The organism is Chromatiales bacterium (assembly GCA_014762505.1).
Lineage (GTDB): Bacteria > Pseudomonadota > Gammaproteobacteria > SpSt-1174 > SpSt-1174 > SpSt-1174.
In genome coordinates this window covers 194,534-211,449 of record JABURS010000032.1, presented here as the reverse complement: position 1 = coordinate 211,449, position 16,916 = coordinate 194,534, and the positions used below count along the sequence as shown (strand labels likewise).

The window sequence follows — 16,916 nt, the reverse complement described above, 5'->3', positions numbered from 1 at the left end:
GCATTTTACCGGACGCCGATCCGCTTGTGGATTGGGTTTTTCAACAGCCTGCTAGGTTTGAAACTTCGATTCTCCCGCCTTTAATCGCCCTTTACCAGCCGCTTAAAAACCACACTCCCCAGCACCCGCCGCCGGATGGTTTCACTGTCCGCGTGGTTCGCGTGGGCCACCCATGAGGCGATGCGCTGGCGGATCTCCGCCGGGGCGATCAGACCCCTTGCGTACTGCCACTCCATCTCCCGCATCCGGCGCTTCATACGCCGCACCGAGTCCTTGCGCAGCAGGCGCTTATGGGGCCAGATCCGGTAGCCCAGAAAGTTCACGCCTCGGCTGGCCGGCAGCACGCTGGTCTTGCTGAACCGAAAGCCCATGCTGGCCAGCTTGTCGTCGAACGCCTGGCGCAGCGCCAGGGCCTCCTCTTTGGTGCGCACCAGCACCACCATGTCGTCCATGTAACGGGCGTAGCGCCGAAGGCCGATCTCGCGCTTCGCCCACTGGTCGATGCGGTTGCCCACCAGGTTGGCGATCCACTGGCTGGTCAGGTTGCCCACAGGGATGCCTACGGGGTCCGGGTCGGACGGGTCCGCCGTGCTGTCGATGATGGCATCCAGCACCCGCAAGGTGGCCGGGCAGCGCACGCGATCGCGCACCACGGCCTTGGCCAGATCGTGCCGGATGGAGAAGAAATACTTGCTGACATCCATCTTCAGCACCCAGGTGTCGCCGCTGGCGACCATGCCGCGCAGCCACTTCTCGACGCGATCCGCACCCACGTGGGTGCCCTTACCGACGCGGCAGGCGTAGTTGTCGAAGATCATGGCCCGGTCCCAGATCGGGCCGGTGATGTTGCAGATGGCGTGCTGCGCCACCCGGTCGCGGTAGGGTGCCGCCAGAATCTCGCGCCGCTTGGGCTCGTAGACCACGAAGGAGCGGTAGCGGCCCGGAGCATAGGTACCCCACAGCAGCTCCATCTGGAGCGCGCCCAGCTCCTCCCATAGATTCGTCTCGAAGGCTGCAACCTCGCCCCGGTCGCGCTTTCCGCGACGCGCCAGGCGGTGCGCCTCCAGCAGGTTGTCCCAGTCGATGATCTGCTCGATCAGTCGCTTATTCTTGCTTCCCATGTGTCGTCCATTTGATTCAGAGCGCCCGGGAGGGGCTTTCGCTCGGGGCTACTCACGCCGCCCGGGCTATCGTGTTCGGCCCACCGGAGCGGGACCGGGATAGATCGGCTGACCCCCCTGTTAGGGATCTCAGGTGACGGCAACACCGTTGCCGCCCTCTCTGGTATTGGTGGTCACAGACGCCGCGCAGCCCCACATTGCCATTCGCGTTCCACGGATTCGCATTGGAGTTCAGGCAGCGAGAGCCGCAGCGGACACCGTTGTCGAATTGACCGCCGCCAATGAAGCAGCGCCAATCGGCGTCGAAACCCGACCTACCCCTAAACGGTCAGGCGCCCAGCCGCTGGCGCCAGGCGCCGATCATGGCGCCGATCTCGGATAGCTGCTTGCTGGCATCGCCCACACGCTTGATGCCCAGCAGCTTGCGTTCTGCCGCATGACGCAGCAGGGCGTGAAGGTATCGGACCTGTTCATCTGCGCGGTAAACCTTGCTTTTCTGGTTGCTCATGGCCGCCTCGATCAGGCGCCGCACCAGCTCCCACAATCCGTCCTCCAGACGGAGGGCGTAGCGGTATCGCTGGCGCTTGGGGATTTTGTCGATATGCGGCCCCAGATCGAGTATCAGCCGCTCTGCTTTATTGACGATAACCAGGCCCCGCTGTCGCGGGGCCCTTTCAGGGCTCGGGCTCACAGGGCGTCACAGACGCAGCGCAGGCCCACATTGCCAGACGCGAGCCACGGAATCGCGCTGGAGCTCAGGCAGCGAGAGCCGCAGCGGACACCGTGGTCGAATTGACCGCCGCCAATGAAGCAGCGCCAAGAGGCGTGGGACACCGCACCGCGCGGGGTGCCGGAATCCTTGCCGACATTAACCACGGAGGTGGTCCAGGCGTAGGAGCCGCCCAGGTCGTGATGATTGTCCAGCCAGTCCCAAAGGTTGCCGGCCGCATCCACCACGTTGAACATGGAGACCGCCTTGGCCACTGCCCCGGCAGTGGTTGGGCCGGTGTTTCCGGTGGCTGACCACGCCGTGTCGTTGTTGCCGTCATTGCCCTGGGGCGCGCCCTCGGCGTAGGTCAGGAACTCCTCGGCGGACGGCAGGCGCTTGCCGGCATTGCGGGCCAGCAGGTGGAAGTCCACCCGGGCGTAGATGTCGTCCTTGATCGGCGGCACGCCGTAGCGGCTCACAGGGATGTTCTCCGGCCACGTGCCGCTGCCCTCACTGTTCAGGTAGATGTCCACCCACAGCTTGCCGGGGACCACTTCCACCATGCCGGTGGGGTCGCAGGTCGGGGAAGGGCCAGGAAGGCGCTACCGGCGGCAACACCACTCACATCACGGTGGGCGACATCGTGGTGGACTTCAAGGCCCTGGGGGGGGCGGCCCGCGATGCGCGGCGCCCGGCCTCCTTCGCCGAGCAGGAGGCCATGCTGCGCGAGCTGGCCCGGGCCAGGAAGGGCAAGGGCGGGGGCTGAGCGGGGCTCAGCAGATCCTGGGCAGCTGCTCGCCCACTAGCATGTCGACGATGCGCTCGCCGCCGAAACCCGTGGCCAGCACCACCATCTCGGCGGGCGAGGCGGTGACCTCGCCGATGGCGGCGCTGTCCCGCCCGGCCGGATGGGCCCGCATGGCCGCCAGCACGGCCTCGGCATGCTCGGCGGGCACCACCGCCACCAGCTTGCCCTCGTTGGCCAGGTACAGCGGGTCCCGGCCCAGCAGCTCGCACATGCCCCGCACGGGCTCGCGCAGGGGGATGGCCGTCTCCTGCAGGCGGATCCCGCAGCCGCTGGACTGGGCGAACTCATTGAGCACCGTGGCCAGGCCGCCGCGGGTGGCATCGCGCATGCAGTGGATGTCCGGGCAGGCCGCCAGCATCGCCTCCACCAGGCCGTTCAGCGGCTGGCAGTCGCTCGCGATGTCGTTGTCCAGCGCCAGCTCGCCGCGGGCATCGACGATGGCCGCGCCGTGGTCGCCGATGTAGCCGTTGACCAGCACCACGTCGCCCGGACGGGCGCGGTCGGCGCGGATGTCCACGCCCGGCGGGATTACGCCCACCCCGGCGGTGTTGATGAACAGCTTGTCGGCGGCGCCGCGATGCACCACCTTGGTATCTCCGGTGACGATGCGCACCCCCGCCGCGTCGGCCGCGGCCTTCATGGAGGCCACCACCCGGCGCAGGTCCTCCACCGCAAGCCCCTCCTCGATGATCATGCCGCAGGTGAGATACAGCGGCCTGGCACCGCCCACGGCCAGGTCGTTGACCGTCCCGTTCACCGCCAGGGCCCCGATGTCGCCCCCGGGGAAGAACAAGGGGTCGACCACATAGGAATCGGTGGTCAGGGCCAGGCGGTCGCCGGCGGTGGCCAGGGCGGCCAGATCGACCCGGGCCTGGTCCTCCAGGGTGGCGAGGATCGCATTGTCGAAGCCGCCGAGGAACAGGTCCTCGATGAGATCGCGCATGGCCTTGCCGCCGCTGCCGTGGGACAGGGTGATGACCTCCCCGCGCAGGCGCGCGCGGCCTCTGCGCATGGGTCCGCCCCCGGCGCTCACGAGACCACCTCCCGGCGGGCCGCCTGTGCCGCGGGCTTCACCGCGCCGTAGTTGTAGTAGGCGGCGCAGGCCCCCTCCGAGGAGACCATCAAGGCGCCCAGCGGTTGCTCCGGCGTGCACTGAGTGCCGTAGACCTTGCACTCCCAGGGACGGATCACCCCCTTGATCACCTCACCGCACTGGCAGGACTTGGGATCGGCGATCTTGAGATTGGGCACGGCGAAGCGGCGCTCGGCGTCAAAGCGCGCATAGGCCTCGCGCATGCGCACCCCGGAGTGGTCGATGGAGCCCAGCCCCCGCCACTCGAAGAACTCGCGCAGCTCGAAGACCCGGTCGATGGCCTGAAGCCCCGGGCGGTTGCCCTCGGCGGGGACCACCCGCGAGTACTGGTTCTCCACCTCGCAGCGGCCCTCGGCCAGCTGGCGGACGACCATCCACAGGCTCTGGAGGATGTCCAGGGGCTCGAAGCCGGTGATGACGATGGGCTTGCCGTACTGCCGTGCCACGAACTGGAACGGCGCCTCCCCCACCACCATGCTCACATGCCCCGGCGCGAGGAAGCCGTCGAGCTGCATGTCCGGCGAGTCCAACACCGCCTTGATGGTGGGCACGGTGGTGATGTGGTTGCAGAACAGGGAGAAGTTCCCGATGCCCTCGCGCTCGGCCTGCAGCACGGTGAGCGCGGTGCTGGGCATGGTGGTCTCGAAGCCTAGGGCGAAGAAGATCACCTCGCGGTCGGGATGCCGGCGCGCCAGGGCCAGGGCGTCCAGGGGCGAGTAGACCATGCGCACGTCGGCCCCGTCGGCCTTGGCCCCAAGCAGGCTCTTGCGCGAGCCGGGCACACGCATGGCATCGCCGAAGGTGGTGAAGATCACCTCCGGCCGCTCGGCCAGGGCGATGCAGTCGTCCACCCGTCCCATGGGCAGCACACACACCGGGCAGCCGGGGCCGTGCACCAGCTCGATGCCCTGCGGGAGCATGCGTTCCAGGCCGTAGCGGAAGATGGTGTGGGTGTGACCGCCGCAGAACTCCATGATCTGCAGCGGACGCTCGCGCAGGCGGGGCATGCCCGCCACCAGCGCCTCGATCTCCCTGACCAGGCGCTCGGCCAGCCGTGGGTCGCGAAACTCGTCGGTGTACTTCATGTCGACTGCCCTCCCGCGCTGCCGCGGTGGTCGGCCAGCAGCGTGTGGGTGAGGTCCCAGAGGATGTGGTACAGGGACACGTGCACCTCCTGCACGCGATGGATGGAGTCGGTGTCCACCACCAGGCAGTGGTCCAGCAGTCCGCTGCGGCGCATCTGGCCGCCGTCGCCGCCGGCCAGGCCGATGGTCACCAGCCCCAGCTCCCGGGCCTTGGCGAAGGCGCTCATGAGGTTCTCCGAATTGCCGCTGGTGGAAAAACCGATGAGCCCGTCGCCGCGGCGGGCGTGGGCCTGGAGCTGGCGGGTGAAGACGTGGCGCGGCCCCAGGTCGTTGGCCACGGCGCTGAGCATGGCCGTATCCATCACCAGGTTCATGGCCGCCAGTGCGGGACGCCCGGCGGTGACCGGGTGCTGGAATTCCACGGCGAAGTGCGCCGCATCACAGCTCGAGCCGCCGTTGCCCATGGAGAACATGCGCCCGCCGTGCCGATAGACCTGGGCGATGGCGCGGGCACAGGCCACCACCTCCTCGGCATGCTCGCGGTAGAAACGCGCCTTCACCTCCAGGCTGTGTGCGCTTTTCTGTCGGACCGACTCCAGCAGCGCCTGGTGCTCGCGCGCCGGGTCCTTGTGCCCGCCGTGAAGAAAGGGGTACAGCCCCGAAAGCGGCCTTTGCTCGTCCATCTCAGCCTTCCCCCTGCATAGCCGCAAGCTCCTCGCGGACCTCGCCCAGCTCCTGCAGTAGGGCCAGGGTCTTGCGCGCCTCGTCCTCGTCGATGCGGCTCATGGCGAAGCCCACGTGCACCAGCACCCAGTCGCCCACGCAGGATTCGGCGGGATGCTCCTGATCGATGACGCAGGCGATGTTGACCTCGCGCCTGACACCGGAGACCTCCACCTTGGCCAGGCCCTGCGCGCCGTCGACGATCTCCACAATCCGCCCAGGAATTCCCAGACACATAGCGATACCTCCGATTCGGACCAGGACGGGAGGCGCCCGTCCGATGTACGCGCTCAATGCACCGTGCAGACCATGCAGGGGTCGAAGGAGCGCACCACGTGCTGCAGGGCCACGGCCTCAGGCCCCTGCTCACCTACGGGCGTGCCCACCAGCGCCTGCTCCAGCGCCCCGGGCACCCCGCTGCCGTCGCGCGGGGAGAAGTTCCAGGTGGTGGGGGCGATGATCTGATAGTTCAGGATGCGCCCGTTGCGCACCCGCAGCCAGTGGCCCAGGCTGCCGCGCGCGGCCTCCACCAGCCCCGCGCCCTCACCCTCCTCGGGCAGCGGCGCGTGGGCGCAGAAGGCCGCCCCCGGCTTCAGGGCGCGCACCCAGGATTCCATGGCCGGTACCACGCGCGCCAACTCCAACACCCTGGCCACCACCCGGTTGCGGACGTTGCCGCCGCTTGCGGCCACCAGGTCGCGGATCAAGGGGTGTCCGTCCACCACCTGCCGGGCCAGGGCACCGGTCTCCACCACCTGACCGTTGAGCCGCGGCGCCTTGCACCAGCTGTAGGCCCCCTGCTTTTCGGCCGCCGGCAGCGTGGCCCCCTGATAGGGATGCTTGGGGCCGTTCTGGGACTGCATCCAGCTGCAACTGACGTCCTCGGTAATGCCCGCCGGATCCAAGGCCCTCAGTTCCCCGTCCCAGACCCCGCGCCGGAACAGGTGGCCGTCCTCCTGGGCATAGGCCCCGTAGCTCATGAAGCGGTCCGAGGCCCGACCCAGCGCATCCAGCCCCAGATCGTCGGAGAGATGCAGGAAGCGTCCGAAGTCGCTCTCGGCATGGGCCTCGGCCCATGCCGCCAGGGCCTGGGCCGAGTCCAGGGCCGCCACGTTCTCCAACCGGTCGGCGAACAGGGTGCGCTCCAGGAAGCGGCGGAACAGGCCCACCACGGCCGCCAGCTGTACCTTGTCCTGAGCACCGGCCGCGCGCGTGCTGCCGCCCGGCTGGATGGCGAGGCTGTGCGGCCACTTGCCGGCGAGGATGCCGGTGAGGTGCAGCAGCCGGGCGCGGGCCGGGAGCACCTCGCCGGCGGCGCTGCCGCTCTGCGCCTTGAAACGCGCACGCACGGCCTCGAACCAGGGGCGGTCCCGATAGGCCTCGCGGGCGAAATCCGGCATGAAAAACAGATAGAAATGGGTCAGATGATCGGCGAGGTTTTCGCAGGCCAGGATGAGATTGATCGCCAGGCGCCCGTTGGGCGGGGGCTCCAGGCCTATGAGCTCGGCTAAGGCCGCGGCCGCCGCCACCGATTGGGAGACCGAGCAGATACCGCAGATGCGCGGGGTATAGACCAGGGCGTCGCGCGGGTCCTTGCCGTGCAGGATCTGCTCGAAGCCGCGGAAAAGCGGCGGGTTGACCCAGGCGCCGGTGACCCGGCCGGCGTCGATCTCCACCTGCACCTCCAGGTCGCCCTCGACACGGTTGAAAGGGCCGAACAGACGCCGACTCACGGCCCGCTCCTGCGCTTGGTGGAGGGATGAATCTTGATGTATTCGGAGGTGGCGTTCTCGCGCAACCTGTCGGGGGTGGCCGCCTTGGCCAGGGTCGAGAGCGCCACGAACCAGGCCTTGGGCATGTCGCTGGGCAGGCCCACGGGGATGCCCGCGACCTTGGGCGTTTCGGTGAAGGGATGACCGGGCTCTTCGAACCGCGGGGCGGTGCAGTTGATGCAGGCATAGCCCCCCTTGAGGCAGGAGCCGCCGCCGTTCCAAGGACGGATATTGCAGTCGGCCCGCGCCTGGGTCCCGAGGCAGCCCATGTGCTCCATCATGCAGCCTTGATCGGCGGGCTTTTCGGCACTGGCCTTGTATTCGTAGAACTCGTTGCGCGGGCCACCGTGGTGGACCAGGTGGTCGGTGTAGCTGCGCGGCCGGCTAAGCTCGTCCAGGACGTCCTCCCCCAAGGCCCCGGCGGCCAGCAGCGCCAGGGTGTCCAGCACCCAGGCGGGATGGACCGGACAGCCGGCGATGTTGATCACCGGCAGCCCGCCCGGCGAACGCCAGTCCGCAGGCAGCACGGCACCCTCGGCCCAGCCGTCGTACTGCAGGCCGCAGGCCTCACCGGGGTTGCCGCCGGCCGCCGTAATCCCTCCGAAACAGGCGCAGCTGCCCACCGCCAGCGTGTAGCGGGCCCGCGCGGCCAGGTCCCGCACCCAGTCGATCATGGGCCGGCCGGTGCCGGCCAGCATATGGAAGCGCCCGGTGCCCTGGGGACCGCGCATCAGCGAGCCTTCGATACACAGGGCGTCCAGGCGGCGACGGCCCTGCACGATGGAGCGGATCAGCTCGATGAACTCCTCCGAACCCGCCTCGCTGAGGGAGGGATGCCAGAGCAGCTCGATACCGGCCAGATCCAGGGCGTTGTACAGATCGGGCGACTCGGCGTTGAGCAGCGACATGCTGCAACCGCCGCATCCGCCCGACTGCAACCACAACAGGGTGAATCGCTCAACCGTCTCCATCACTGGCCTCCACCGGTATGATCAGGGTGAACTCGGCCCCGCCCTCGGGATGGTTGCGCGCGGTCAAATCCCCCGCGCACTGGTCCTTGGCCAGGCCGTAGCTGATGTACAGCCCCAGCCCCGTGCCCTTGCCCACCGGCTTGGTGGTGAAGAAGGGATCGAAGATGCGGATCAGGTCATGTTCCGCGATGCCGGGGCCGTGGTCGCGCACGCTGACCATGGCCTGATCCCCCTCCTGCCAGACCCGAATCTCGACCACCGGCTCGCCCTGGCCCTCCATGGCATCCAGCGAGTTCTGCACCAGGTTGATGAGGATCTGGTGTACATAGCCCTCGGTGCCGTGGACACTGAGCTCCGAGGGCATGTCGAATCTCAGCTCGGGGGCGTGCCTGGCGGCCTTGGCCACCCAGCTGGCCGCCGAGTCCACCACGCGCACCAGATCGAAACGGTGGCGGTTGGGCCTTTGCGGGGTGGCGAAGCGACGCAGGTTCTGGACGATGTCGCTGACCCTCCCCGCGCCCTCCAGCGAGCCGTCGATCAGCGGGGCCATATCCTTGCGGATGCGGTCGATCTTCAGCTTCTCGCGCAGCGCATGCAGCTCCTCGGGGCCCACGCCCCGATGCACCGCGTCGAGGTACTGGCGCAGCCGGCCCTCGTAGCGCTTGAGCGCGTGCATGTTGCCGAACACGAAGCTGATGGGGTTGTTCAGCTCGTGGGCCACCCCCGCCACCAGCCGCCCCAGCGAGGCCATCTTCTCCGACTGCAGCAACTGCTGCTGGGTGCGCTTGAGCTCCTCATGGGCCTTGCGCAGGTCGCGGTAGGCGCGGCGCAGCTTGCCCAGCTCGTGCCCGGTGAGCACAATGCCCGAGAGGCTGCCGTCGCTGTCGTAGCGCGGGTTGCAGCTGATGGCGATGGGCACGCTCACCCCCTGGGCGTTGGGAATGAAGACCTCGCAATCGGCGATGGCGCCCCGGCGGATGCGTTCGGGAAACTCCCGCACCTGTTCCGCCGACTCCGGGCTGAACAGATCGGTGAGCAGACTGCCCACCAGCTGCGCCTCACCCCGCCCGGTCAGGTTCAACAGCGATTGGTTCACCCGCTGGATGCGCCCGTTCACGTCGGCCACGATCAGCACGTCGGACATGGCCGAGAGCACGCTGTCGATGAACCGCTGCGCCTCCTCCAGGACTGCGTTCTTCTCCTCCAGCTCCACCTGGGAGCGCACCAGGTCCGCATGGATCTCGTCCATGCGCCGGATGACCTCGATCCAGGCCTCCTCGCCGATGGCCTGCTGCGGCGTGGACGGCAGCGTGACCTGGCCGCTCAGCAGCGAACGGTCACCCGCGCCCACGGCCGCCTCTCCACGCGCCGCGACCGACATCAGCCGTTGCCCCTACGCTCATCCTCCACCTCACGGTCGATGCTGTCGATCTTCTCCAGGCCGTAACGCTCCAGCTTGCTGCGCAGCCCCACGCGCGACAGCCCCAGCTCCTGAGCCGCCCGCGTCTTGTTCCAGCGATGGCGGATCAAGGTCTCCTTCAGGATCTTGGCCTCCAGGGCCTCGATGCGCTCCTTGAGCGTGCCGTCGATGCCCATGAGCAGCTCCATGTCGGGGGCCGCCTCCTCCGGCGTGGCCCGCAGCACATGGGGTGAGATCAGCTCCGCGCCCAGGTAGTCCTCCTGGGCCAACACCAGCATGCGCTTGATCTCGTTTTGCAGCTCGCGCACGTTGCCCGGCCAGTCGTAGGCGCATAAGCAGTCGATGGCCTCATCGGTGAAGCCGCGCGCCTTCTTGCCGAGCTGCTCGGTGATCTCCTCCAGGATGCTGCGGGCCAGCAGCGGTATATCCTCCTTGCGCTCGCGCAGCGGCGGCACATGGACGGTGAAGGTGGCGATGCGGTAGTAGAGGTCGCGGCGGAAGCGGCCCTCCCGCACCTCCTCTTCGACGTTGCGGTTGGTTGCGGCGATGATGCGCACGTCTACGCTGCGGCGCTTGTTGCTGCCCAGCGGCCGGATCTCCCCTTCCTGCAGCACGCGCAGCAGCTTGACCTGGAAAGCGGGCGAGATCTCGCCGATCTCGTCGAGGAAGATGGTGCCGCCATCGGCCCGCTCGAACAGACCCACCCTGTCCTCCACCGCGCCGGTGAAGGCGCCGCGCTTGTGGCCGAAAAGCTCGGACTCCAGCAGCTCGTCGGGCAGTGCCCCGCAGTTCTCGGCGAGAAAGGGCTTGTCCAGACGCAGGCTGTTGTAGTGAAGGGCCCGCGCCAGCAGTTCCTTGCCCGTACCGGACTCGCCCGTGATCAGCACGTTCACGTCGTAGGGGGCGACCCGGCGCACCGTCTCGCAGATCCCGTCCATGCGGCTGCCGGGGGCGCGGATGATGCTCTCGCTGCAGCCGAAGCGCGCCTGCAGGACCCGGCGCTTCTCCGCCATGGCCTCGGCCAGGGTGGAGGGCTTGAGCTTGAGCTCCACCGACAGCTGCTCGTTGTCGCGTTGCAGGCGGAACAGCTCCACCGCGTTGCGCAGCTTGAGCAGCAGATCGTCCGGGTGCCAAGGCTTGCTGATGAACTGATAGATGCCCGCCTCGTTGACCGCGTCGATGATATCGCCCGCGTCAGTGTAGCCGGAGATGATGATACGGATCACCTCCGGCCACTGGTCACGCACCCGGGCGAGGAACTCCACCCCGCTCATGTCGGGCATGCGCTGGTCGCATAGGATCACCTGCACCCATTCGCGGCTCAGGATCTGCTCGGCCTCGCTCACGGAGGTCGCGGTGAAGACCTCGAACTCGTCCTCGAGGATGCGCTCCAGCGCCTCCACCGAGCGCGGCTCGTCGTCGACGACCAGTATGCTCGGCAGCGTGGGCATGGCCTCAGACCGCCCGGGCGCCGTCGGCCCGCACCTGCAGCACCGGATGTCCGATGAGCCGCGAGCGGCGGGTGAGACGTATCCATTGATACCAGTCGTCCATGCCCTCGCCGCTGGTGGCCGAGACCTTCAACACCTGGATGCCCGGATTCACCCGCCGCGCGTATTCCACGCACCTGTCCACGTCGAAGTTCACGTGCGCCAACAGGTCGATCTTGTTGATAAGCATCAGATCGGCGGCGTGGAACATATCCGGGTATTTGATGGGCTTGTCCTCACCTTCGGTCACCGACAGGATCACCACCTTATGCGCCTCGCCCAAATCGAAGGCCGCCGGGCAGACCAGATTGCCCACGTTCTCGATAAACAGCACCGAGCCGTCCTGCGGCGCGAGGCCCTCGAGGGCGTGGCCCACCATGTGCGCATCCAGGTGGCAGCCCTTGCCGGTGTTGATCTGCAGGGCCGGCACCCCGGTGGCGCGGATACGGTCCGCGTCCTGGCTGGTCTCCTGATCGCCCTCAATGACACACAGGGACAGCTCGTCCTTGAGGTCGGCCAGGCTGCGCGTGAGCAGCGTGGTCTTGCCCGAGCCGGGGCTGGAGACCAGGTTCAGCGCCAGCACGCCGTGGGCGGCGAACCAGCGCCGGTTCTGCGCCGCATAGCCGTCATTCTTGCTGAGTATGTCCTGCTCGATACGCAGCATGCGGCCCTGATCCATCCCCGGCGCATGCGCGCGGGCCGGGCCGAGGCCGTAGTGGTGGTGACCGTCCCCGTGGGCCTGCGCCCCCTCGTGCCCGTGATGGTCGTGGTGATGGTGATGGTGGTCGTGGTGATGGGCCTGTTCCAGGCCCTCGATCCGGGTCTCGCCCTCGCCGCATCCGCATACCGTGCACATGACTATTCCACCTCCAGTTCTCGAATTCTCATCTGGTCGCCGCCGGTGACCTGTACTTGGAAGCCACCGCAATCCGGGCAGGGGTCGTAGCGACGCATCACCGGCACGGACTTGGCGCAGCTCATGCACCAGCCCTGGCCCGGGATCTCATCGATGTGCAGCGCGGCCCCCTCGGCCAAGCTGTCACGACAGACCACGTCGAAGCAGAAACGCAGCGCCTCGATCTCCACCCCCGCCAGGGCGCCGATCTCCAGCCACACCGCCCTCACCCGGGAGAAGCACTGCTCCCGCGCCTGCGCCTCCAGCACCTGCACGATGCCCTCGCACAGCGACATCTCATGCATGGCCGGCCGTCTCCCTCAGGGCCGAGGTTTGAAGCTCCAGCCGATAGCCCACGCAGGGGTCCACCGCCTGGATCACCAGCGCCGCGTGCCCGCGCAGCTGTTCGGGGCGCTGCGCCTTGATCCCGCGGAGCATCTTCGACACCACGCCCTCGGGATGGAAATTCCATTCGGTGGGTGCGAGGATGCGGTAGCGCCGGATGCGCTCATCGTCACAGAGCACGCGGTGCACCAGGCGCCCACGGGAGGTCTCGACCGCCGCGAGCCCCGCCTGCACCGGGGGCCGCGCCAGGCCCTGCACCCCGGGCTGGGACAACCCCTCCAGGGCCGCGGCCAGCTCCACCAGGCGGGCGGCGAAGCGCGCCGTCAGCGTCCCGTCGCCTTGGCTCTCGAGCAGATCGCGCAGCAGCGGCCGTTGCACCTGACGGGCCAACGGGCCGGTCTCGCGGCAGCGCCCCTCCCAGGTGGGACGGGCGACGAACGGCAGCCAGTCCTCCCCGTCCAGCAGGGCCCGCAGGGGCACGGCCGCCAGCTCCGGCAGGGGGTCGACGAGCACCTCGGCGCCGCGCGGCGCGCGTCCCTCCAGCCAACGCAGGAACGCGGCGGGCAGGGTGGCGGCCTGCCGCGCCCAGCGCCGCAGGCCTTCGGCGGTCTCGATACCGAGAAAGGCGCGGGTACCCCCGGCCAGCAGTTCGCTCTCAACGAAGCCTCGCAGCGCCGCCACCGCCTCGATCAGCTGGCGCGTGTGCACGGCGGCGCGGCACGGATCGCGGCCCGCGGCCGCCGCCAGGGCCTCGGTCAGCGCCTTGACCTGGGCCAGGGGGCCCGGCCGCGGGCTGCGCCCCATCAGCACCGGCCAGTCCATGAACACGCGCAGCAGGTGCTCGCGCAGGTTCTCGGCCTCCACCCAAACCCTGCGGGCCAGCACGGTCTGATCGTCGGCCGCCGCACCCAGCGCGCCCTCGATGGCGTATTGCGCCGCCGCCAAATGCGCCCGGCCGCAGACGTGGAACAGGGCCGGCAACACGGCCTGGACCGCCGTCTCGGGGGGCTTGCCCTCCAACAGCCGTGCGGCCTGCACCGGGCGGGAGGATTCGATGCGCACCTGCCGGACGGCGGCCCCTTCCAGCCGCAGCGAGATCTTCAGACCGCCCTCCAACGGACCGCTCATCGCCGCCCGCCCCGCAGAAAGGCCCCGCGCAGCAGATCCCGGCGGCTCATGGGTTGCTTAAGGCGCGCCTCCATCACGCGCTCGGGCGCGCGCTGCTGCGCGGCCTGGCCATGGTCTTCGGCCTCGGGGAGCAGCAGGGCGTTCAACGCGGCCCGGGCCGTGGCCCGCGCCGCCTCCTGCGTCTCGAACTCGAACATGGGCGAGAACAGCGAACAGCTCTCGTAGTCGCCCAGCCCGGGCTCGTGGCCGCGGATGAAGGCGTAACTGCCGGAGGGCAGACGGTGCTCGCGCACGGTGCCCACCGCCACAGGCGCCCAGGCGCCCTCGGCGCCGGGCAGCAGCATGGCGTTCATGAACCAGGGCGTGAGCAGCACGCCGATCCAGTCCTCCTGCCAGCGCTGAAAGCCCACCGCCTCCACGCGCAAGGCGGCGTTCATCACCGGCAGCCCGCGCATGCGCCCCAGGGCGATGGCCTCGAAGACGCTCTCGATGCGGCGCGAGAGCGCAACAGCGGGGTCGGCGGCCGCGCCCGTCATGGGCCCTCCTGCACCACCATGAACTGGTCCTTGGCGCCGTCACACTCGGGGCAGCGCCAGTGCCCGGGCAGACGGCTGAACGGGGTGCCCGGTGGAATCTGCCAGTACTCGTCGCCCTCGGCGGGGTCGTAGACGTACCAGCAGATCTTGCACTCCATGCGCGCATCGTCGGGGATGCGGCTGTCGTCGCCGAGATAAGAGCCCTCGAAGGTCTTCATCGATACTGCTCCAGGATCTCCTTCAGCCGCTCGGTGCTGTCCTCGATGTCCTCGGGCGCGGCCATGGCCACGGCCGGGACGTCGACCACCTCGATGGTGTTGAGGATCAGCGCGTCCTGCGAGTTGTAGTACTTGATCCACCACAGATTGTCCTTGGCCGTGGCGCCGATGCGGCAGTTGCCGTAGCCGCGCGAGAGGATGGTGGTGGGGCCCACGCCCAGGCGCTCGCCGAGGAACACCAGGTCCTGCGCCGTCAGCGGCAGGAGGCTGAGATTGATCACGTGCGGCTCCATGCCCGGGCGCCACTCGCGGATCTTGTCGGCGATCTCCACCAGCAGCGCCGGCGCGTTGTGCACCCCCTCGGGGATCGCCTCCAGCCCCGTGTCCACCGTCTTGTCGCCGGAAAAACTGGCATCGCGCACCGCGGCGGGGATGTCGGCCACCTCCAACCACTCGCGCACGGGGCGCCGGCGCTCGTCCAGGCGGCGTACCCGCCAAAGGCCGGTGAGCACCGACTCCTGCGCCTGCACATGCAGGCCCGGCGCCTCGACGCTCACGCTCACCTCGCCCTCGCCGAGGATCTGGTTGACGAACTCCACCATGCGGGGCTCCAGCCCCTCCAGCTCCAGCGGGATGGCCGGATCGCCGGCGCGATAGCCGGCGATGGCCGTATACAGGCGCTCGAGCAGCTCGCGCAGCTGCGGCAGGTCGGCGAGCTCGTCCTTCTCGGGCAGGGACACGACCTCGTGCCGGAACATGCCCTTGGGCATCTCCAGATAGGCCAGCGCCTCGCCCTCCTCGGGCTGGGATCCGGGGCCGATGCCGATGACGGGGATGTCGATGGGTTTTGGCATGATCTGGCTCCTGGTTCAGGCGCTGACGACGGGGATGCCGACACTGGGCGGGCGCTTGGGCGGGCCCTGCAGCAGGGCCTCGATGGTCTGCAGATAATCGGACCAGTCCCGGATGCGGCAGATGCTGCCCAGGTATTCGCGCCCGCGCAGGAAGACCAACGCGGGCCAACTTTCGAAGCCGTAGAGCGCCTGCAACCGGGCCTCGTCCTCGTCGGCCACCAGGGCCGGGGCGAGGCGCCCGGCGAAGTGGCGCACCAGCTCGGGCAGCACCACGGCCACGTCGTTGGCCTCGGGATACTTCGCCGGGTCGCCGGCGAAGAACAGGACACTGTGAGCGTGGGCGTCGAGGAACTCGTTCAGGCTTTCCGTATCCACCCGGGGGTAGCCCAGCTCGGTGGTCAGCCGTTCGATCAACGGTGAGGACATGGCGGTCTCCTCGCTTGCATGCCGGTCACTCGGCCTCGCCGGTGGCCGCTTTGGGGGTGGCGGCCGCAAGCGGCCGCAGGTGTTCGGGCAGCTGGGGTTCGCGGTCGCCCAGGTCGGCGAACAGGTGGTCGATGTTCTGCTCGCCGTCCATGACCGCGCCCAGCGCCTTGAGCGCATCGTCGATGCGCTGGGCCTCCTGTGCCGAAAGCACCTCCCGGGCCGCGTCCAGGAAGGTCAGCACCCAGGTCCCGGCCGGCTGGGGCCCCACCAGCGAGAGGTCGATGTGTCGCCGCTCGCCCTCGCGCTCGCACAGGGCCCGCAGACCGTCGACGGAGACGATGCGCATGGGGACGCCGATACACATCAGTCCTGCCTCCGCCGGTCCAGGTCCACGCCCAGCGCCGGCCCCTCCAGGGGCGAGGGCTTGGGGTCGAAACGGCAGCCCTGCTGGAAGATCACCCTCGGATCGCCCACGCGCGGCGCCATCTCCTCGCTGGGGCGCCCGGCCTCGTAGCTGTCCAGGCCCACCTGTGGGGAGGCCAGCAGGGTGGACTCGGGCAAGGGCCTCGCGCGCCGCCTCAGCTGCACGCCGAGCCTGGCCAGCCAGTCCACCGCAACCCGTATGGCCGGTTCGATCTGGGCCTTTACGCAGGGACGCAGGCTGCCGCCGTAGTCCTCCAGCTCCTCGGGCTGCACCCCCACCAGCAACAGGCGTTGCGGATACGAACCCAGCAACTGGGCCATGGACAGCACCTCCTGAAACCCAGTCTGATGCAGGCTCATCTTCTTCGCCCCCATGAAACTGGGGACCTCGTCGTCCTCCACGACCTTGAGCGTGCCTGGGGCCAGGCCGTAGTCCACGGCGTCGAAGACCACCAGGTAGTCGGCCGCCTTGACGTAGGAGACCAGGTAGATCCCCTGGGTGCCGCCGTCCAACAGCGTCACGCCCTCGGGCGCCTCGTAGTTGCGGTTGAGCATCTCCACCGCCCGGACGCCGAAGCCCTCGTCCGCCCACAGGATGTTGCCGATGCCGAGGATCAAGGTTTGAGGTGTGGCTGCTTCGCTCATGGTGCGGAAAGTCAGTTTTCGATTCGACACCCGAATGCATTCGCAAGAGTCGGACCATCGGCCCTGCGGACGTTTAACTCACTGAAAAGCTGGGACTTTATCTCGAGACCCGGGCCCGGCCGGCGGCAAGAAAAGGAATGAATGCTTTCACCTAGGGTAGAAAACTGATCACCTTTCATCCAGTTTTACGCCGCGGTGGCTGAGAAACCGCAATTCCTGCGCCCTCGCAGCCCGGGCGGCAGATGAAAACTGGG

20 protein-coding genes are annotated in these 16,916 nt (G+C 68.5%); all 20 read right to left on the bottom strand.

Going from position 1 to position 16,916, the window contains the following annotated elements; genetic code table 11:
* Nucleotides 1-80 precede the first annotated feature (80 nt).
* On the bottom strand, nt 81-1,121 hold the full coding sequence (locus HUJ28_05995) for an RNA-directed DNA polymerase (GenBank protein MBD3619003.1): 1,041 nt from the start codon (nt 1,119-1,121) through the stop codon (nt 81-83).
* 328 nt (nt 1,122-1,449) lie between these two features.
* Nucleotides 1,450-1,812 (bottom strand): diversity-generating retroelement protein Avd, encoded by a 363-nt coding sequence (avd, locus tag HUJ28_05990; GenBank protein ID MBD3619002.1) that lies wholly within the window; start codon nt 1,810-1,812, stop codon nt 1,450-1,452.
* Nucleotides 1,809-2,393: a hypothetical protein gene (locus HUJ28_05985; GenBank protein MBD3619001.1), complete on the bottom strand. Its 585-nt coding sequence runs from the start codon at nt 2,391-2,393 to the stop codon at nt 1,809-1,811. Before HUJ28_05985 ends, avd begins: the two co-directional genes overlap by 4 nt.
* Nucleotides 2,394-2,603: 210 nt before the next feature.
* Nucleotides 2,604-3,650, bottom strand: coding sequence for a hydrogenase expression/formation protein HypE (gene hypE / locus HUJ28_05980; protein MBD3619000.1), 1,047 nt, complete (start codon nt 3,648-3,650; stop codon nt 2,604-2,606).
* A 17-nt stretch (nt 3,651-3,667) separates the two neighbouring features.
* Nucleotides 3,668-4,816 (bottom strand): hydrogenase formation protein HypD, encoded by a 1,149-nt coding sequence (hypD, locus tag HUJ28_05975; protein MBD3618999.1) that lies wholly within the window; start codon nt 4,814-4,816, stop codon nt 3,668-3,670.
* Nucleotides 4,813-5,499: an SIS domain-containing protein gene (locus HUJ28_05970; GenBank protein ID MBD3618998.1), complete on the bottom strand. Its 687-nt coding sequence runs from the start codon at nt 5,497-5,499 to the stop codon at nt 4,813-4,815. Before HUJ28_05970 ends, hypD begins: the two co-directional genes overlap by 4 nt.
* Nucleotide 5,500: 1 nt before the next feature.
* On the bottom strand, nt 5,501-5,776 hold the full coding sequence (locus HUJ28_05965; protein ID MBD3618997.1) for a HypC/HybG/HupF family hydrogenase formation chaperone: 276 nt from the start codon (nt 5,774-5,776) through the stop codon (nt 5,501-5,503).
* Nucleotides 5,777-5,829: 53 nt separating this feature from the next.
* A complete protein-coding gene (locus HUJ28_05960; GenBank protein ID MBD3618996.1) occupies nt 5,830-7,272 on the bottom strand; it encodes a nickel-dependent hydrogenase large subunit in 1,443 nt (480 codons plus the stop codon).
* Complete coding sequence (locus HUJ28_05955) at nt 7,269-8,282, bottom strand: HupU protein (protein ID MBD3618995.1); 1,014 nt, start codon at nt 8,280-8,282, stop codon at nt 7,269-7,271. Before HUJ28_05955 ends, HUJ28_05960 begins: the two co-directional genes overlap by 4 nt.
* On the bottom strand, nt 8,269-9,663 hold the full coding sequence (locus HUJ28_05950) for a PAS domain-containing protein (protein MBD3618994.1): 1,395 nt from the start codon (nt 9,661-9,663) through the stop codon (nt 8,269-8,271). Before HUJ28_05950 ends, HUJ28_05955 begins: the two co-directional genes overlap by 14 nt.
* Complete coding sequence (locus tag HUJ28_05945; protein ID MBD3618993.1) at nt 9,663-11,153, bottom strand: sigma-54-dependent Fis family transcriptional regulator; 1,491 nt, start codon at nt 11,151-11,153, stop codon at nt 9,663-9,665. Before HUJ28_05945 ends, HUJ28_05950 begins: the two co-directional genes overlap by 1 nt.
* 4 nt (nt 11,154-11,157) lie before the next feature.
* Complete coding sequence (hypB, locus tag HUJ28_05940; protein ID MBD3618992.1) at nt 11,158-12,048, bottom strand: hydrogenase nickel incorporation protein HypB; 891 nt, start codon at nt 12,046-12,048, stop codon at nt 11,158-11,160.
* Nucleotides 12,049-12,050: 2 nt separating this feature from the next.
* Nucleotides 12,051-12,392, bottom strand: coding sequence for a hydrogenase maturation nickel metallochaperone HypA (gene hypA, locus HUJ28_05935; protein ID MBD3618991.1), 342 nt, complete (start codon nt 12,390-12,392; stop codon nt 12,051-12,053).
* Nucleotides 12,385-13,560 carry a nickel-dependent hydrogenase large subunit gene (locus HUJ28_05930; GenBank protein MBD3618990.1) on the bottom strand — a complete coding sequence of 392 codons (1,176 nt, stop codon included), beginning with the start codon at nt 13,558-13,560 and terminating at the stop codon, nt 12,385-12,387. The genes hypA and HUJ28_05930 overlap by 8 nt, the downstream gene beginning before the upstream one ends.
* Entirely contained in the window at nt 13,557-14,096 is a 540-nt protein-coding gene (gene hybE / locus HUJ28_05925) for a [NiFe]-hydrogenase assembly chaperone HybE (protein MBD3618989.1), read from the bottom strand. Before hybE ends, HUJ28_05930 begins: the two co-directional genes overlap by 4 nt.
* Nucleotides 14,093-14,314, bottom strand: a complete 222-nt coding sequence (locus HUJ28_05920; protein MBD3618988.1) for a rubredoxin — start codon at nt 14,312-14,314, stop codon at nt 14,093-14,095. Before HUJ28_05920 ends, hybE begins: the two co-directional genes overlap by 4 nt.
* On the bottom strand, nt 14,311-15,168 hold the full coding sequence (locus tag HUJ28_05915; GenBank protein MBD3618987.1) for a hydrogenase expression/formation protein: 858 nt from the start codon (nt 15,166-15,168) through the stop codon (nt 14,311-14,313). The genes HUJ28_05920 and HUJ28_05915 overlap by 4 nt, the downstream gene beginning before the upstream one ends.
* A 15-nt stretch (nt 15,169-15,183) precedes the next feature.
* The gene (locus tag HUJ28_05910; protein ID MBD3618986.1) at nt 15,184-15,594 is read right to left on the bottom strand and encodes a hydrogenase-1 expression HyaE; all 411 of its coding nucleotides are present in this window, start codon (nt 15,592-15,594) and stop codon (nt 15,184-15,186) included.
* A gap of 25 nt (nt 15,595-15,619) precedes the next feature.
* Nucleotides 15,620-15,958 carry a HypC/HybG/HupF family hydrogenase formation chaperone gene (locus HUJ28_05905; GenBank protein ID MBD3618985.1) on the bottom strand — a complete coding sequence of 113 codons (339 nt, stop codon included), beginning with the start codon at nt 15,956-15,958 and terminating at the stop codon, nt 15,620-15,622.
* On the bottom strand, nt 15,958-16,662 hold the full coding sequence (hybD, locus tag HUJ28_05900) for a HyaD/HybD family hydrogenase maturation endopeptidase (GenBank protein MBD3618984.1): 705 nt from the start codon (nt 16,660-16,662) through the stop codon (nt 15,958-15,960). The genes HUJ28_05905 and hybD overlap by 1 nt, the downstream gene beginning before the upstream one ends.
* Between the last annotated feature and the right edge of the window lie 254 nt (nt 16,663-16,916).

Bases quoted from the DNA above. Each gene is read 5' to 3' on its own strand.
- HUJ28_05995 (MBD3619003.1), bottom strand. From the start codon at position 1,121: ATGGGAAGCAAGAATAAGCGACTGATCGAGCAGATCATCGACTGGGAC.
- HUJ28_05985 (MBD3619001.1), bottom strand. From the start codon at position 2,393: ATGGTGGAAGTGGTCCCCGGCAAGCTGTGGGTGGACATCTACCTGAAC.
- hypE (MBD3619000.1), bottom strand. From the start codon at position 3,650: ATGCGCAGAGGCCGCGCGCGCCTGCGCGGGGAGGTCATCACCCTGTCC.
- hypD (MBD3618999.1), bottom strand. From the start codon at position 4,816: ATGAAGTACACCGACGAGTTTCGCGACCCACGGCTGGCCGAGCGCCTG.
- HUJ28_05970 (MBD3618998.1), bottom strand. From the start codon at position 5,499: ATGGACGAGCAAAGGCCGCTTTCGGGGCTGTACCCCTTTCTTCACGGC.
- HUJ28_05965 (MBD3618997.1), bottom strand. From the start codon at position 5,776: ATGTGTCTGGGAATTCCTGGGCGGATTGTGGAGATCGTCGACGGCGCG.
- HUJ28_05955 (MBD3618995.1), bottom strand. From the start codon at position 8,282: ATGGAGACGGTTGAGCGATTCACCCTGTTGTGGTTGCAGTCGGGCGGA.
- HUJ28_05950 (MBD3618994.1), bottom strand. From the start codon at position 9,663: ATGTCGGTCGCGGCGCGTGGAGAGGCGGCCGTGGGCGCGGGTGACCGT.
- HUJ28_05945 (MBD3618993.1), bottom strand. From the start codon at position 11,153: ATGCCCACGCTGCCGAGCATACTGGTCGTCGACGACGAGCCGCGCTCG.
- hypB (MBD3618992.1), bottom strand. From the start codon at position 12,048: ATGTGCACGGTATGCGGATGCGGCGAGGGCGAGACCCGGATCGAGGGC.
- hypA (MBD3618991.1), bottom strand. From the start codon at position 12,392: ATGCATGAGATGTCGCTGTGCGAGGGCATCGTGCAGGTGCTGGAGGCG.
- HUJ28_05930 (MBD3618990.1), bottom strand. From the start codon at position 13,560: ATGAGCGGTCCGTTGGAGGGCGGTCTGAAGATCTCGCTGCGGCTGGAA.
- hybE (MBD3618989.1), bottom strand. From the start codon at position 14,096: ATGACGGGCGCGGCCGCCGACCCCGCTGTTGCGCTCTCGCGCCGCATC.
- HUJ28_05920 (MBD3618988.1), bottom strand. From the start codon at position 14,314: ATGAAGACCTTCGAGGGCTCTTATCTCGGCGACGACAGCCGCATCCCC.
- HUJ28_05915 (MBD3618987.1), bottom strand. From the start codon at position 15,168: ATGCCAAAACCCATCGACATCCCCGTCATCGGCATCGGCCCCGGATCC.
- HUJ28_05910 (MBD3618986.1), bottom strand. From the start codon at position 15,594: ATGTCCTCACCGTTGATCGAACGGCTGACCACCGAGCTGGGCTACCCC.
- HUJ28_05905 (MBD3618985.1), bottom strand. From the start codon at position 15,958: ATGTGTATCGGCGTCCCCATGCGCATCGTCTCCGTCGACGGTCTGCGG.
- hybD (MBD3618984.1), bottom strand. From the start codon at position 16,662: ATGAGCGAAGCAGCCACACCTCAAACCTTGATCCTCGGCATCGGCAAC.